The 15,187-nt window shown below is 41.3% G+C and carries 15 protein-coding genes; 5 read left to right on the top strand and 10 right to left on the bottom strand.

Going from position 1 to position 15,187, the window contains the following annotated elements; translation table 11 throughout:
- The first annotated feature begins 77 nt into the window (after window positions 1–77).
- From BFP97_RS17690 to BFP97_RS17700, 3 genes are all read left to right on the top strand, one after another.
- Window positions 78–1,097, top strand: a complete 1,020-nt coding sequence (locus BFP97_RS17690) for an FAD:protein FMN transferase (protein ID WP_069843696.1) — start codon at window positions 78–80, stop codon at window positions 1,095–1,097.
- 89 nt (window positions 1,098–1,186) lie between these two features.
- Window positions 1,187–1,933, top strand: a complete 747-nt coding sequence (locus BFP97_RS17695; protein ID WP_069843697.1) for a ZIP family metal transporter — start codon at window positions 1,187–1,189, stop codon at window positions 1,931–1,933.
- A 44-nt stretch (window positions 1,934–1,977) separates the two neighbouring features.
- A complete protein-coding gene (locus BFP97_RS17700; RefSeq protein ID WP_069843698.1) occupies window positions 1,978–2,868 on the top strand; it encodes a cation diffusion facilitator family transporter in 891 nt (296 codons plus the stop codon).
- 84 nt (window positions 2,869–2,952) lie between these two features.
- Here the strand turns inward: BFP97_RS17700 and BFP97_RS17705 are convergent, their stop codons facing one another.
- Both BFP97_RS17705 and BFP97_RS17710 read right to left on the bottom strand, forming a co-directional pair.
- Window positions 2,953–5,328 (bottom strand): ribonucleoside-diphosphate reductase subunit alpha, encoded by a 2,376-nt coding sequence (locus BFP97_RS17705; protein WP_069843699.1) that lies wholly within the window; start codon window positions 5,326–5,328, stop codon window positions 2,953–2,955.
- 36 nt (window positions 5,329–5,364) lie between these two features.
- Entirely contained in the window at window positions 5,365–6,366 is a 1,002-nt protein-coding gene (locus BFP97_RS17710; protein ID WP_069843700.1) for a ribonucleotide-diphosphate reductase subunit beta, read from the bottom strand.
- Window positions 6,367–6,838: 472 nt separating this feature from the next.
- Between BFP97_RS17710 and rplU the strand changes: the two genes are divergently transcribed.
- Window positions 6,839–7,150 carry a 50S ribosomal protein L21 gene (gene rplU, locus BFP97_RS17715; RefSeq protein WP_069843701.1) on the top strand — a complete coding sequence of 104 codons (312 nt, stop codon included), beginning with the start codon at window positions 6,839–6,841 and terminating at the stop codon, window positions 7,148–7,150.
- Between the two features lie 9 nt (window positions 7,151–7,159).
- On the top strand, window positions 7,160–7,435 hold the full coding sequence (gene rpmA, locus BFP97_RS17720) for a 50S ribosomal protein L27 (RefSeq protein ID WP_069843702.1): 276 nt from the start codon (window positions 7,160–7,162) through the stop codon (window positions 7,433–7,435).
- A 40-nt stretch (window positions 7,436–7,475) separates the two neighbouring features.
- Here rpmA and BFP97_RS17725 read toward each other — a convergent pair whose 3' ends face one another.
- The 8 genes from BFP97_RS17725 to lipB all read right to left on the bottom strand — a co-directional run bounded on the left by BFP97_RS17725 (window position 7,476) and on the right by lipB (window position 15,187).
- Entirely contained in the window at window positions 7,476–8,345 is an 870-nt protein-coding gene (locus BFP97_RS17725) for a hypothetical protein (protein ID WP_069843703.1), read from the bottom strand.
- A 6-nt stretch (window positions 8,346–8,351) separates the two neighbouring features.
- Window positions 8,352–8,957, bottom strand: coding sequence for a rhomboid family intramembrane serine protease (locus BFP97_RS17730; RefSeq protein ID WP_069843704.1), 606 nt, complete (start codon window positions 8,955–8,957; stop codon window positions 8,352–8,354).
- Window positions 8,958–9,932, bottom strand: a complete 975-nt coding sequence (locus tag BFP97_RS17735; RefSeq protein WP_170827505.1) for a polyprenyl synthetase family protein — start codon at window positions 9,930–9,932, stop codon at window positions 8,958–8,960.
- The gene (rnr, locus tag BFP97_RS17740) at window positions 9,922–12,096 is read right to left on the bottom strand and encodes a ribonuclease R (protein ID WP_069843706.1); all 2,175 of its coding nucleotides are present in this window, start codon (window positions 12,094–12,096) and stop codon (window positions 9,922–9,924) included. The genes BFP97_RS17735 and rnr overlap by 11 nt, the downstream gene beginning before the upstream one ends.
- A gap of 66 nt (window positions 12,097–12,162) precedes the next feature.
- Window positions 12,163–12,876, bottom strand: a complete 714-nt coding sequence (locus tag BFP97_RS17745; protein ID WP_069843707.1) for a 3'-5' exonuclease — start codon at window positions 12,874–12,876, stop codon at window positions 12,163–12,165.
- A gap of 38 nt (window positions 12,877–12,914) precedes the next feature.
- Window positions 12,915–13,313: a hypothetical protein gene (locus BFP97_RS17750; protein ID WP_069843708.1), complete on the bottom strand. Its 399-nt coding sequence runs from the start codon at window positions 13,311–13,313 to the stop codon at window positions 12,915–12,917.
- 25 nt (window positions 13,314–13,338) lie between these two features.
- Complete coding sequence (locus BFP97_RS17755) at window positions 13,339–14,460, bottom strand: glycoside hydrolase family 113 (protein WP_069843709.1); 1,122 nt, start codon at window positions 14,458–14,460, stop codon at window positions 13,339–13,341.
- Window positions 14,450–15,187 carry a lipoyl(octanoyl) transferase LipB gene (gene lipB / locus BFP97_RS17760; protein ID WP_069843710.1) on the bottom strand — a complete coding sequence of 246 codons (738 nt, stop codon included), beginning with the start codon at window positions 15,185–15,187 and terminating at the stop codon, window positions 14,450–14,452. Before lipB ends, BFP97_RS17755 begins: the two co-directional genes overlap by 11 nt.

Raw genomic sequence — 15,187 nt, forward strand, 5'->3', positions numbered from 1 at the left:
CTTTCATCCATCAAGTTTAATCCCGCAGAACTTTATTGCAGATGGTTTTGGCCTATCTTTGAATCAAAATCTCAGGTATGAATAAGAATGCCAAATCCCGTGTTTATCTCATCGTTTTAGTGATTGCCATCTTTGTAGTTTGGAATTACCGACAGCAACAAACTAAGGAGATTTATGTGAATGGTACGACTATGGGAACCATCCCATACAACATAAAGTATCTCGATACGGAGTTCAGTAATTACAAAGCTGAGATAGACTCATTGCTTAGAGATTTTAATCAAGCACTGTCAACTTATATTCCTGATTCTGAGATATCTACTTTTAATAGGTCTGGTTCAGTAAAGTTCACCTTGCCTTACTTCTACGATGTATTAGAGGCTAGTGCGAAGGTGTATAAGGAGTCGAATGGTGCCTTCGATCCAACGCTCGGTCCATTGATAGATGCATGGGGTTTTGGTGATGGCAAGACCTTAGATTTAGATTCATCAAAAGTTGATTCTCTTCTAGGTTTCGTGGGTTTTCAGAATCTGACCTATGACCAAACTCGGGTTTCTAAGGAAATCCCGGAGGTTAAACTGAACTTTTCTGCTATTGCCAAGGGACAGGCTATTGATGTGGTGGCCGATTGGCTGACTTCTATTGGGATTAATGACTATATGGTTGAGATAGGAGGTGAGGTTAGGGCTAGTGGAAAAAACATTGAGGGTAAGGTCTGGACAATTGCTATTGAAGTACCTGATGAGGCCCGCATTGGAGGCATATTTGATGCCATTTATCTTGAAAATAGGGGGATGGCTGGCAGTGGAAACTATAGAAACTTTCGAGTTCTGGAAGATGGCCGTAAAGTGGCCCATACTATAGATCCTCGAACTGGATTTCCTAAAATGCAGACTCTTTTGAGCGCCACCGTTTTAGCACCGACTTGCATGTTGGCCGATGGATTTGCCACGGCATGCATGGTTTTGGGCTTAGAAGAGAGTATCAAACTCATTGAGTCTGATCCGACCCTAGAGGCTTACCTTATTTATGCGGATGATCAAGGAAAAATGGTGACCTATGTCTCTCCCGGTTTAACTGATAAAATAGTCGACTAGTAGTTTCATCGATATATTGAACCTTTTTTGCCTAACTCTCATTTTCTTTTAGATATTTGCAATTCTGTTGCAAAAACATCAGTGAGTTAATGATCATCAATGCCATCATATTATTTCTTAGCGTAGCCATTCCTGGTGCCTTGATGATTAATCAAAAGTCATTCAAGGCTGAGAGGTTAAGCTATTTCCTGGTTTTTGCGGGTGCCTATCTGTTTTCAATGACAGTGATTCACCTCATTCCAGATTTGTTTTTGAGTGGAGAAGACCCATTTAGACTCGGGCTTTACATACTCATAGGCTTCTTTATCCAAAAGGTATTAGAGAACTTTTCCAATGGGGTGGAACATGGGCATGTCCATGCCCATGGTGCTTATTCTGTGCCTTATCTATTGATCGCACTAGGGTTACACTCTTTTCTTGAGGGAAGCATTATGACAGATGCCATTCACTCAAACCACAGCCCTGATTCTGTCTATAGTCATGGTAGTTCTCCGAAGATTCTGTTGGGGATCGTTATGCATAAGATACCCGCTGCACTGGCATTAATGGCATTATTGGTAAGCCAGATGAAGAGCATCAAGAAAGCTATACTTTTAATGCTGACGTTTGCCTTAGCATCTCCTCTTGGGTTGTTGTTTTCAGAGTTCTTTGGCCACTCGGATGTTTTCCCCGAACGTTACTTGATTATCTTCTTTGCCATTGTAGCTGGTGGCTTCCTGCAAATTTCCACCACCATCTTTATAGAGACCGACCCACATCATAAGTTGAACTGGAAACGCTTCTCAGTTTCAATCTTAGGTGCACTTGCTGCAGTCATAGCACAATTGGCTATTTGAGTATTGAAACCCTGTTGCGCTGCTGAATTGACTATCTTAAGGGTATGGGGCATCACCATCATCACAATGCAGAACATGGACATGGTTCCAAGAACCTGAAAGTCGCCTTCTTCCTGAATCTTTCTTTTACCATTATTGAAGTAATAGGAGGACTCATCACAGGCAGTTTGGCAATCCTGTCTGATGCGTTACACGATTTAGGGGATAGCCTGAGCATAGGGCTGTCCTGGTACTTTCAGCACCTTTCTGACCACAAAGACAGTAATGAAAGATTCACCTATGGATATAAACGCTTTTCGTTAATTGGTGCTATTGTCAATTCGGCCATCTTGTTAGTGGGTTCAGTGATCATCATATCTGAAGCGGCTCCACAAATTTCCAACCCAGGAGAAGTTGATAGTAAGGGAATGTTGATCATTGCCATTTTTGGTGTTATTGTAAATGGTGCTGCTGTATTTCGCTTGAAAAAGGGAAAGACGATGAACGAAAAGGCCATAAGGCTTCATCTTTTAGAAGATGTTTTGGGTTGGATAGCCGTGTTGCTAGGAAGCCTGATGATCATGTACCTTGATTGGCAATTCATTGATCCATTATTATCAGTATTTATCGCGCTGTTCATTATCTACAATGTGATCAAAAACCTGAAGCAAAGTTTCAATATCATTCTTCAAACCACACCACAGGATGTGGATATACCAGCCATTCAGGAAGGCCTTAGATGTCTTCCTGAAATAATTGATGTGCATGATTGCCATGTATGGTCTATGGATGGTGAGTATCACGTACTATCTGCACATGTGGTGCTTGATAAAGTGTATTCCTTACGTGAATTGACAGATATTAAATCAAGAGCTAAGTTGAAATTGGCTGAGTTGAATATAAAACACTCTACCCTCGAGTTTGAAGAGGATGGAGAAGATTGCGAGGGGTGTTGAGGCTGGGTTATTTAGAAAGGCAATAAAAAAACCCTGACCGCCCGGTCAGGGTTTCTACGTTAGTAGTAATCAACCCCGATATTACTAACTACCACAGGCTTCGCAGCCGTCAGGATTATCTAATGAGCAAGCCATATCCGCTGCATTTTGCTCCAATTCTGCTGCCGTAGGTGTTGGCACGCTCGCTGCGGCTTTGTCTACAGTAAATTGGATAGCGCTGGTTGCTGCTTTTGATCTTAGGTAATACATGCCTGTTTTCAAGCCATTCTTCCAAGCATAGAAATGCATTGATGTCAACTTACCAAAGTTTGGATCCTGAATGTGGATGTTCAAACTCTGAGACTGACAAATGTAGGCTCCTCTGTCTGCTGACATTTCAATGACAGCTTTCTGAGAGATTTCCCAAACAGTTTTGTATAGATCTTTAATGTTTTGAGGAATCTCAGGAATATTTTGAACTGACCCCTGTGCAGCGATCAATTTGTTCTTCATATCAGGATTCCACAAATCAAGCTTGATCAGGTCTTTCATCAAGTGTTTGTTTACAATTACAAACTCACCTGATAATGTTCTTCTTGTATAGATGTTTGAAGTGTATGGCTCAAAGCACTCGTTGTTTCCGAGTATTTGAGAGGTAGAAGCCGTAGGCATTGGAGCCACCAATAATGAGTTTCTCACACCATGCTTCTTCACTTCTTTCTTGAGGCTATCCCAATCCCAAAGTCCTGAATCTGGAGTAACACCCCACATATCGTACTGGAAGATGCCTTTTGACACCGGTGATCCTTTGAAAGTCTCGTATGCACCGTCAGCTTTTGCTTCATCTTTAGAAGCAGTCATTGCGGCAAAATAGATGGTTTCAAAGATGTCCTTATTCAGCTTTTTCGCTTCAGGAGAATCGAATGGCATTCTCATAAGGATAAAGGCATCAGCAAGTCCCTGCACACCCAAACCGATTGGTCTGTGACGCATGTTAGAGTTCCTAGCTTCCGGTACCGGATAGTAGTTCACATCGATTACCCTGTTCAGGTTCTTAGTGGCTACATAGGTAACATCATATAGTTTTTGGAAGTCATAAGTACCTTTCTCCTCATCCACGAACATTGGTAATGCCAATGAAGCAAGGTTACAAACGGCAACTTCGTCTGGAGCAGTGTACTCAATAATTTCAGTACAAAGGTTAGACGATTTAATCGTTCCTAAATTTTTCTGGTTTGATTTCTTGTTGGCTGCATCCTTATATAGCATATAAGGCGTACCAGTTTCGATTTGAGATTCTAGTACTTCGAACCAAAGGTCTTGCGCCTTAACGGTCTGACGACCTTTACCTTCTTTCTCATACTTTTCATATAGCTTCTCGAATTCTTCGCCATACACATCTGACAAGCCAGGGCACTCATTAGGGCAAAGTAGTGTCCAATCTTCATTGGCTTCTACTCTCTTCATGAATAGGTCTGGAATCCAAAGTGCATAGAAAAGATCTCTTGCTCTTAATTCTTCTTTACCATGATTCTTTTTCAAATCAAGGAAGTCAAAGATATCGGCATGCCAAGGCTCAAGATACATGGCGAAAGATCCTTTTCGCTTACCTCCACCTTGATCTACATAACGAGCCGTCATGTCAAAGTTTCTAAGCATCGGAACGATACCGTTAGAAACTCCACCTGTTCCTTTGATGTATGATCCTTTAGCTCTCACATTGTGAATGCTAAGGCCAATTCCTCCTGCAGACTGCGAAATCTTAGCGCATTGCTTCAAGGTATCATAGATACCGTCAATGCTGTCATCCTTCATTGTTAAAAGGAAACAAGAAGAAAGTTGAGGTTTTGGTGTGCCTGCATTAAAAAGCGTAGGCGTAGCGTGTGTAAACCACTTTTCTGAAAGTAGGTTGTACGTTTCTACTACTTTGTCGAGGTTATCACCGTGAATACCTACAGCTACTCTCATGAGCATGTGCTGAGGACGTTCTACGATTTTACCGTCTAATTTCATTAGGTACGAACGCTCCAGTGTTTTGAAACCGAAGTAATCATAACTGAAGTCACGATCGTAAATGATGGTTGAGTCAAGTACCGCGGCATTCTTCTTTACGATACCGTAAGTTTCTTTAGAAACTAGAGGTGCGTTTTCGCCAGTCTTTGGGTCTACGTAAGTGTAGAGCCTTTTCATGGTGTTTGAGAAAGATTTGCTAGTGGTCTTGTGCAGGTTAGAAATTGCAATCCTTGCGGCCAGTTTAGCATAATCAGGGTGCTGAACGGTCATGGTTGCTGCAATCTCTGCTGCAAGATTATCTAGTTCCGGGGTGCTCACACCATCGAACAGACCTTCAATTACCTTTTTGGCAACATCGATCGGTTCAACGAAGTTGGAGTCCAAGCCGTATGAGAGCTTTTCGACCCGGGCGGTGATTTTGTCGAATTTGACAGACTCGCGTCTGCCGTCTCTTTTTACTACTAACATTATTTATTGGGGTTTGGGGGTATTAAATATTTTTTCTTAGAAGTCTGCGTCAAAAGACAATGATCGGGCATCCGATGTATCGTCTTTGTCTTTCATTACTCCCGCTTTTTGGTAATCGCCAACTCTCTTTTCAAAGAAGTTAGTTTTTCCCTGTAGTGATATCATTTCCATGAAATCAAAAGGGTTGGTTGAATTGTAAACTTTAGGGCAACCTAGTTCCGTCAACAGTCTGTCTGTTACAAATTCTAGATACTGTGCCATCAAGTCTGAGTTCATACCGATCAGTCTTACTGGAAGAGATTCTGTAATAAATTCACGCTCGATATCAAGTGCATCAATGATGATCTCTTTGATTCTTTCCTGAGGTACTTTGTTTACCAAGTGCTCATTGTGCAAGTGAACAGCAAAGTCGCAGTGAAGTCCTTCATCACGTGAGATTAACTCATTGGAGAAAGTAAGTCCTGGCATCAATCCTCTTTTCTTCAACCAGAAGATAGAACAGAAGCTACCAGAGAAGAAAATACCTTCGACAGCGGCAAAGGCTATCAGTCTTTCAGCGAACGAAGGTGAATCAATCCATTTCAAAGCCCATTCTGCTTTTTTCTTAATCGCATCGAAAGTTTCGATCGCATTAAAAAGCTCATTGGCTTCTTGTGGATTCTTGATGTAAGTATCTATTAATAAAGAATAGGTTTCTGAATGTATGTTTTCCATCATGATCTGGAAACCATAGAAGAACTTTGCTTCGGTGTATTGTACTTCGTTTACGAAGTTTTCGGCAAGGTTCTCATTAACAATGCCATCAGATGCGGCAAAGAAGGCAAGGATGTGTTTTATAAAGTATTGCTCGTCCTCCGTAAGTTTTTCATTCCAATCCGTTAGGTCTTGGTGAAGGTCAATTTCTTCCGCTGTCCAAATGCTCGCTTCGGCTTTCTTATAATATTGCCAGATGTCATCGTGTTGAATAGGGAAAAGAACGAACCTGTTTTTGTTTTCTTTCAATAAAGGCTCCTGCACTGCTGCTGTCAGCTCACTCATGTTGATCTTTAGTTATTGGGGTCGAAATAATACAAGTCACGCGGAAGAAGACATGCTTCTTCACATAAACACACATAATCAAAGGCGAACCTTTGAAGAATTCTCTAAATTTTTTTAAGAGTTTCCAGTTAAAGTCTTGATACTCTATGAGTAAGACTTCGACCAGAGGATAGGTTGTTTATTGGGGTCGTAACCTTTAACAAATATTACAAAAACTGGCTGAAAAATCAACGCTAAATTTTTAGTTATTGCACATGTGTAATCGTTTTCCAAAAGAGGTTTAACTGTCTGTTATATAGATAGCTGCGGGACTGGGCTTAGATTAAAACTTATTCGAATCTATATCGTATGACGGCATGAAAAAAAATGAAAATTTAATATTGAAAATTCTCTTGCATTTATGGATTTGTTTTGGTTTGTTTTTCCCCAACATTCCATTACCTTTGCAGTCCGTTTTTGAAAAACATTCAAAATGTACGCAATAGTAGATATAGCAGGTAAGCAGTTCAAGGTAACGCAAGACCAATTCGTATACGCTCCATTGATGGAGGGCGAAGAAGGCGCTTCCGTAGAGTTCGGTAACGTATTGTTACTCGACAACGAAGGTAAAGTAGAAGTTGGTGCCCCAGTAGTAAAGGGTGCTAAGGTGTCTGGTAAAATCATCGGACATGTAAAGGGCGACAAAGTGATCGTCTTTAAGAAGAAGAGAAGAAAAGGATACAAAGTGAAGAATGGTCACCGCCAGCAATTCACAAAAGTATTAATTGAGAAAATTTCTAAATAAGAAGATACCATGGCACATAAGAAAGGAGCAGGTAGTTCGAATAACGGTAGAGAGTCGGAATCGAAACGACTTGGCGTCAAGATTTATGGTGGTCAGGCTGCAATTGCCGGTAATATCATCGTAAGACAAAGAGGAACGCAACATCATCCAGGTACCAATGTTGGAATGGGTAAAGATCATACTTTATTTGCATTGACTAATGGAGTGGTTGAGTTTAGAAAAGGTAGAAAAGACAGATCTTTTGTTTCTGTAGTCCCTTTTAGCGAGGAAGCTGCCGAAGCTTAAGCTTTAAAAACAATATAAAAATGAAACCCTGGCGGAAACGTCAGGGTTTTTTGTTTTGTGCTGAGGCTATATAGTCCATGGCCTGAAGCCAGAGTATATCATAGACCCGATATTCATCTTTCCCTAACTCTTTTTCAAGCCTTCTTCGTTGTTGAATGTAAGATTTGTTAAACGGGTTGTAGCGAATGATTTTATTCAGGCTGAAATAGGCTTTCTTAGACTTACCTTTCTTCATGAAGTTTTCGAACTTTTTGAGCTCTTTATTATACTCTTTCATAGTAGCTCCATCAACGTTAGGATATCGTGGTGTGGGTTGATTCATCATCCTTTCTCTCCTCAATTGTTCTCCCATCTCACGCGCGATTTGTTTATTACTCCTAATATCACCGGGCTTTCTTTCTATAGTAGTCCTAGTTCTAACAGATGTTCCTCTTATTACACTATGTGTTGAAGAACGCATGAATGGTAGCTCGAATTTGGAGGGGAACTCATTTAAAGCACCCATTATCTGGTTAACCTGATAGGTCCCGAGGCTAAAGACAAGTGGCTTATACAACTTGTAAGGTCTACCAATATTGATCCAGTTATTAGCACTGTTTACTATTATTGAGGTAACCGCGCTTTCTATTTCATCAGATACCTTGGTCATGAACCGCATGGCCACCTTGCCGTTCCCATCTACGCTGATCTCATAAATCAGTAAACCTTCGGTTTGTGAAGCAATAGTTGCTCTCCCTAATATGATACTGTTTTGCATAAAGATTTGACTAAATCCTTTGGCACCAGTAAGGTAAAGAGAGTCAAGTATATGCTTCTTGTCTTCCGTAGTAGTGGTGTCTACAACCTCTTGATAGGCAAAAGAAATATTAAAGACTGCTAAGAGCAGTAGGATTAGTGAGGCTTTGTTCATTCTACCTTAGAATAAGGTGTTTATAAATTGTTCGAAAATCGCTGGTTTCAGCAAGAGGATAAAAAGTACACCATAGAGTGCACCATATAGGTGCGCATCGTGGTTGATATTATCTACTCCTCTTTTTCCCATTACAATAGAGTAAACAATAAATAGTCCGCCTAATGCATAGCCCGGCAGGCAGACAATCGCATAGAGACATAAATCCTGCAAAGGGTCAAAGAGTATAAAGGCCATGACTAAAGCAGAAACACCTCCTGATGCACCCAGAGAGTTATAATTGGGGTGATCTTTATGCTTAATCAATGTTGGGATATTGGCAACCGCTACCGCAGTAAGGAAGAGAAGTACGTAAAGGAAACTGCCTGCATCGCCAAAAAAGGACATGAATATCTTCTCGATCGCTCCCCCAAAGAAGTAGAGGGTAAAAAGGTTGAGGAAGAGGTGCATTCCATTATTGTGTACAAAACCTGAAGTAATCAGCCTTGTAAATTGTCTTTCGTGGAAAGCGGCATATGGATTTAGCATCAGTTTGCGATGCATATCTGGACGCTGCCATGCATAATAGGTGATTAACCCAATTGCAATCATTAGCCCATAAGTGATTTCCATTTACTTGTCTCTGTTTATTAAGTAATCTGCAAAGTCAATTAACGGCTTTTTCTTTTCTTCTGCTACTTCAATTTCTGCCAAGGCTTCAAATCCTTTCTGAAAGTAATCGTTCATTTTTGCCATGGTGAGCTCATGAATACCTATTTCGTTATAGATGTTCTTGACTGCCTCTACCTTCTCTTGAGGGTCGAAATCGCTTTGATGGAGCCAGTCATTCAACCGGGTAGATTGATTGTCATTAGCCAGCTCGAGGGCTTTGAGTAATAGGAAAGTCTTTTTATTAGAAATGATGTCACCACCGACCTGTTTTCCAAACTTTGCTTGATCAGCATAAACGTCTAAGAGATCATCTTTCAGTTGGAACCCTATTCCAATATCAACCCCGAATTCGTAGAGCGCATTAGCCTCGCTTTCAGTTGCGTTAGCCAACATAGCACCTAGTTTAAGACTAAAGCCTAAAAGAACGGCTGTCTTTAGACGGATCATATTGATGTATTGTGCTTCAGAGACAGTTGGTAAGTCTTCGAAGTTCATATCCATTTGCTGTCCTTCACAAACTCCAGCAGCGCAATGGTTAAAATCTTTGACAATCTGCTTAAGGTTTGCTTCTGCCTCAATGATCAAATCATAGGCTTTCACCATCATGACATCTCCAGAAAGAATGGCTGTGCTTTCATTCCATTTTTCATGAACGGTCTGTTTGCCTCTTCTCAAAGGGGCTTCGTCCATAATATCGTCATGCATCAAGGTGAAGTTGTGAAATACCTCAACGGCAATAGCCTGATCAATGATTCGGTCATGATCTTCCTTAAAAAGCCTGTATGCCAGCAAGACAAGCACAGGCCGAAGGCGCTTACCCCCCAGTGACATGATGTATCGAATGGGATCGTAAAGCTCGTTGGGGTCAGTTCCGTATTCTAATTCTTCGAGTCGCTTATTGATTTGATTGACGAGCTCCTGAAGGTTATTGGTCATTTTCTGCAAAAATTAGATCGATGGTTCGCCTGTCTATGTCGGTGGCCTTAACATTGACCATCACTTTATCACCCAGGCTAATCATTCGCTTGTTTCTTCTACCAATCACACGGTAGTTTTGTTCATCATATTCGTAAAAATCATCGTCCAGATCGGCAATGCGGACCATTCCCTCACACTTCGTTTCTGTAATTTCAACATAGATGCCCCATTCAGTGACTCCGCTCACAATACCTTCGAAATCTTTTTGTTCAACAAGCGACATAAATTCCACCTGCTTGTATTTAATCGAAGCTCTTTCGGCATCGGCAGCGCGTTTCTCGCGGTCTGAAGAATGCACACAGAGCTCTTCATATTCCTCTTTGTCTACTGACTTACCGCCATCAAGGTAATGTTGAAGTAATCGATGTACCATCATATCCGGATAGCGTCTGATGGGGGAGGTAAAGTGGGTATAATGAGGAAAGGCAAGCCCAAAATGTCCTTTGGTATCGGTAGTGTATTTGGCCTTGGCCATGGTTCTAATGGCCAATTGCTGTAGTACATTCTGTTCAGGTTTCCCTTCTATGTGATCGATCAGGCCATTGAGTGACTTGGAAATTCCTCTTTTCTCAAAATCTAGCTGATGACCAAACCTTCTGGCAAAATTGGAGAAGGTATCGAGCTTTTCCGGATCGGGGTTATCATGAGATCTATAAACGAAGGTCAGTGGATTGGCTTGTTTGACCTTATTATATATAAACTCTGCTACGCGCTTATTGGCTAGGAGCATAAACTCCTCTATAAGCATGTGAGCATCCTTACGCTCTTTCGGAATCACTCCAAGAGGAGTTCCTTTTTCATCTAGTTTGAACTTAACCTCAACGGTTTCGAAATTGACAGCTCCGTTATCAAACCTCTTTTGTCGAAGCTTTTTGGCCAGTACATCCAGTGCCTTGACTTCTTCATGAAAGTCGCCTTCTCCAGATTCAAGTCTTTCTTGTGCTTCTTCGTAGGTAAATCTTCTATCGGAGTAGATGATGGTTCTGCCGAACCACTCTTTTTTGATGTTTCCATTCTCGTCCAGTTCAAAGACTGCTGAGAAAGTAAGCTTTTCTTCTTCAGGCCGAAGTGAACAAAGTCCGTTGGAAAGCCTTTCTGGAAGCATCGGGATCGTTCTATCTACCAGATAAACTGACGTTGCTCGTTCGACTGCTTCCTTTTCCAAAGAAGTTTTGAGACCTACATAATGGGTGACGTCTGCAATGTGTATTCCCACTTCTGTGTTTCCATTCGACAAGGGTTTAATGGAAAGCGCATCGTCAAAGTCTTTTGCATCATGTGGGTCGATGGTGAAAGTGGTGATCTTGCGAAAGTCTTTTCGCTTCGAGATTTCTTTTGCGGTGATCTTATCCGAGATTGTTTCGGCTTCGGCTTCAATTCCCTCAGGGAATTCTAATGGCAGGCCAAACTCAGCAATTATGGAGTGGATCTCAGCATTGTGCTCCCCTGCCTTGCCCAATACTCGCGTGACAATGCCTTCGGGTTTTTTGTCTCTTTCAGGCCACTGGGTGATTTTAACAATCACTTTGTCGTTGTGCTTAGCTCCATTGAGGTCTTCCAGGCGTACATAGACGTCATGGAACATTTTCTTAAAGTCAGGAATGACAAAGCCATAGCGGGTCGACATCTCCAATCTACCGACAAATTCTTGCCTATTGCGCTCAAGGATCTCGACTACTTTTCCTTCGCGACTTTTTCCATGGCGACCAGGCTTCAAAACAATCTTGACCTTGTCGTCATCCAATGCGCCATTTAAGTCTTTGACAGAAACCCAGACATCTCCTTCCTCATCTCCACCTTCCAAGGTGACATATGCGAATCGAGAACTCACATTGTCTACCACACCGATAAGTGTTTTAATATCTGCTGGGTCTATTGTGAAGGAACCATTGCGTAGCTTCTTGATACTGCCTGAGTCTTCCAATCTGAAAATGGCTTCGGTTACGATGTTTTTTGACTTAACATCTCTTACACCCAGCCCTTTTAGTATTTGTTTAATTTGATAACCTCTCCCCGGATTTCGACCAAGAAATTCGGCAATTAGAGGTTCGACTCTTTTGGGGTTGCCGCTGGCTGGATTTTTAGATTTTCTTTTGTGCTGAGGTTTTCTTTTTCGAGCCATTAATGGAGAATAGAGTTGTTTTAAAAGTAGAAATAAAAAAGTGCAAATCTTCTATTCAGTCAGACTTTAAAGAATGGTGATTTCATCTTTTGTTAGCAAGGGCATCTGATTCAACCTCATAAACACTTGGGCAAGTACCATTACATCTCGCTTGCAATACTCGGCTATTCGTTCAAGGTTCTTTTCATGGTAATAAACCTCATAAACCTGACTGCCGTCAATGTCGTCTTTACTGCTGTCAACATCGAAGAGGGCGGCCAATAAATCCAATGAAGTAAAGTGTTTGTAGTCTCCGAATTTCCAGAGCTCCATTGTGTCAATATGAGGCACCTCCCAAGGTTTGCGTCCACTCAAATTGAGCGGTTCAGGAATAGAGATTTCATTAATCAACATTCTTCTTCCTATATAAGGAAAGTCAAATTCTTTACCGTTATGGGCACAGAGCCTGAGTTTTTTAGAATTAAAATGCTCATTAATGAGCGCAGAGAATTTATTGAGTAAAATCTTTTCGTCATGATTAGCAAAGGCCTTTATTCGGAAGTTTTTTATCTCGTCACCACTGGATACAAAATAGCCAACAGCAATAGTAATGATCTTACCGAACTCTGCGTAAATGCCGCCTCGTGCATAAAGCTCTTCTGCCGTTTGTTGGTCAGCTCCTTTTATAAAGCGGGACTTCTTTTCCCATAAGGTCTTGAAACGATCGGGAAGGAGATCAAATGTTGGATATAAGGGTACTGTTTCAATATCCAGAAATAAGATGTTGTGTATGTCTTTCATGTCTGTTCATTACAATGTAATTGAACAATTCCATGAAATCAAGTGGCAATTCTTCCTAAAAGATCAATTTCATCGATCGTTTCGAGGTCAAATTCTTGGAACGGGGCTATGACGAACTTCTTATCAAAGAGCTCATTAACAATATAATAGCTTACCCAAAACTCATTAAAGAAAGAGAATACTTCTGGACTGATGGATTCTACTTTAGCTACACTTTGTCCATCCACTTGTTCTATCATGTGCCTTAGGGTAGAAGTCTTTCGAGCGCCAGGATCTTTGTTTTCATAACCTTTGGAGACGATCATGACATTCGTCAACTCGATCAAATTTTTGTTGATCAAATAAACGTGCCAGTCGCTCTCACCAAGGTCGTTGATGCTTTTTGCAATGCATAGTTTTACACCGGTCACCTTGGGCATTTGAATGTCCTTCTTCATGTTGCAAAAATAGAAATTGAGCTGGTTATTGACTGAATTTCGTAAACCATTCTGTCATGACTTCCTCGGCCTTTTTACCCTGAGGGGTAAAGTCAATGTTATAGAGCCTTTGCTGTCTATCGCTAGAGTTGTTTGACCGTCTTCTTTGGGATGGGTACCACTTCCAGAGGTGTATTCCTGCGATGAAAGGTTTATCGAATACTTCTCTGAACATGGCTTCGTAGAGCGTAGCTTGCGTTTCTTCTGAATAAATATCCAGCACTTCCTCTTGGCTAAGTCTTTGAGGCCAAACCCAGGGTTCAACCCCTGAGTCTTTAGTGCTTTTATAACCAGCTTCTGTAAAGAGAATCGGTTTTTCGTGTTGTCTTGAGAAGGCCTCAAGTTTTTCTAAATGTGGTTGCCAGCCTTGTCTTACTTCTTCGAGTGTGGGATTTTCAGTTTCTGCAACAGGAAAATAGGCCTGAACTCCTATATAATCGAGCTCATCCCAGAAGGCTACATCCTCAAATTCCTCAGAGAAATTCGCTGCATAAGTAAGTTTGCCAGAATAGACGTTTCGGATTTTAGCAATTAAGCTTCTCCAGTTCTGTTCGCGTTCAATGCAGGTTTTGTGAAGTTCCGTACCAATGCACAGCATTTCCATCTTTTCAGCTTCCGCTAATTTGGCATAGTGAAGGATAAATTCTTCATAATCGGCAAACCACTTTTGCCAATCTTCTTCTGAATTCATGGCTATGTCTCCGCGCCATTTGCCTTCATTGTCACGCAACCATATGTGTGGTTTTAGAATGGTTTTAATTCCCCTTTCTCTTGCTAATTGAGTAGTTACTTTTAGCCCTTCGTCCCTTTCCCCCCACCAAGCTCTATCATTGCCAATGTTGTTTCCAATTTCAGGGTTGCTATAGCCTCTTTGCCATCCGAATGGAGTCTGAGAGATCCAATTGACATTACGAGTCGCCAGTGCTTCGAGCATTGTAGAATCCACCAAGCGTGGACCACCAACCCAGCAAACACCTCTGTGCTTCTCGTTCATTGAGATGTTAATAGGATGTTCATCTGATATACTATCCCTTAATCCGAGTATGCTGAATATAGCAGTCAGCAGAATGATGGGTAGGAGATAAGTATAGAGTTTTCTAGACCGCATTTGATTGGATAATGTCCATTTCAAAAACTTCGGCAATATAGTGCGTCAGTTTTTCTTGAACTTCTGATATTTCTACGTGTCTGCCAAGCTCTTTGTTCATGGAAGTCACGGCTTTGTCGTCTATCCCGCAGGGTACAATATGCTCGAAATAAGAAAGGTCGGTATTGACATTTAGGGCTAAACCATGCATAGTGACCCAACGACTTGACTTCACGCCCATGGCACAAATTTTCCGTGGGTCTTTCGCTCCCTCTTCAAAATCAATCCAAACGCCAGTGAGTCCATCAATCCTTCCTGCAGACAAACCAAAATCTGCCAAGGTGAGGATGATAGCTTCTTCTAAAAAGCGAAGGTATTTATGGATATCGGTAAAGAAATGGTCTAAATCTAAGATTGGATAGGCGACAAGCTGCCCTGGACCGTGATAAGTAATATCACCGCCTCTGTTGATCCGATAAAATTGGGCATAATGATCTTTGAGTCCTTGATCGTCAAGGAGCAAATTATCAATGGAACCACTTTTCCCTAGAGTATACACATGAGGGTGCTCACATAGAATAAGATAGTTGTTGGTAGTAACCTGATCTTTTGGGTACTCAGTTTTCCGGTTAAAGATCTTTTGATCAACCGTTTTTTTGAAAATAGATTCCTGATAGTCCCACACACGCTTGTAGTCATCAGTACCCAGATTTATTACTTCAACTGTCTTATTAATATGAAAACTCAT

Origin of the sequence: Roseivirga sp. 4D4, from assembly GCF_001747095.1 — a bacterium.
Lineage (GTDB): Bacteria > Bacteroidota > Bacteroidia > Cytophagales > Cyclobacteriaceae > Roseivirga.

Excerpts from the sequence above, each read along its gene's own strand:
- rpmA (WP_069843702.1), top strand. The coding sequence starts at position 7,160 with ATGGCACATAAGAAAGGAGCAGGTAGTTCGAATAACGGTAGAGAGTCG.
- BFP97_RS17750 (WP_069843708.1), bottom strand. The coding sequence starts at position 13,313 with ATGAAGAAGGACATTCAAATGCCCAAGGTGACCGGTGTAAAACTATGC.
- BFP97_RS17700 (WP_069843698.1), top strand. The coding sequence starts at position 1,978 with ATGGGGCATCACCATCATCACAATGCAGAACATGGACATGGTTCCAAG.
- rplU (WP_069843701.1), top strand. The coding sequence starts at position 6,839 with ATGTACGCAATAGTAGATATAGCAGGTAAGCAGTTCAAGGTAACGCAA.
- rnr (WP_069843706.1), bottom strand. The coding sequence starts at position 12,096 with ATGGCTCGAAAAAGAAAACCTCAGCACAAAAGAAAATCTAAAAATCCA.
- BFP97_RS17745 (WP_069843707.1), bottom strand. The coding sequence starts at position 12,876 with ATGAAAGACATACACAACATCTTATTTCTGGATATTGAAACAGTACCC.
- BFP97_RS17710 (WP_069843700.1), bottom strand. The coding sequence starts at position 6,366 with ATGAGTGAGCTGACAGCAGCAGTGCAGGAGCCTTTATTGAAAGAAAAC.
- BFP97_RS17755 (WP_069843709.1), bottom strand. The coding sequence starts at position 14,460 with ATGCGGTCTAGAAAACTCTATACTTATCTCCTACCCATCATTCTGCTG.
- lipB (WP_069843710.1), bottom strand. The coding sequence starts at position 15,187 with ATGAGTTTTCATATTAATAAGACAGTTGAAGTAATAAATCTGGGTACT.
- BFP97_RS17705 (WP_069843699.1), bottom strand. The coding sequence starts at position 5,328 with ATGTTAGTAGTAAAAAGAGACGGCAGACGCGAGTCTGTCAAATTCGAC.
- BFP97_RS17690 (WP_069843696.1), top strand. The coding sequence starts at position 78 with ATGAATAAGAATGCCAAATCCCGTGTTTATCTCATCGTTTTAGTGATT.
- BFP97_RS17725 (WP_069843703.1), bottom strand. The coding sequence starts at position 8,345 with ATGAACAAAGCCTCACTAATCCTACTGCTCTTAGCAGTCTTTAATATT.
- BFP97_RS17730 (WP_069843704.1), bottom strand. The coding sequence starts at position 8,957 with ATGGAAATCACTTATGGGCTAATGATTGCAATTGGGTTAATCACCTAT.
- BFP97_RS17735 (WP_170827505.1), bottom strand. The coding sequence starts at position 9,932 with ATGACCAATAACCTTCAGGAGCTCGTCAATCAAATCAATAAGCGACTC.
- BFP97_RS17695 (WP_069843697.1), top strand. The coding sequence starts at position 1,187 with ATGATCATCAATGCCATCATATTATTTCTTAGCGTAGCCATTCCTGGT.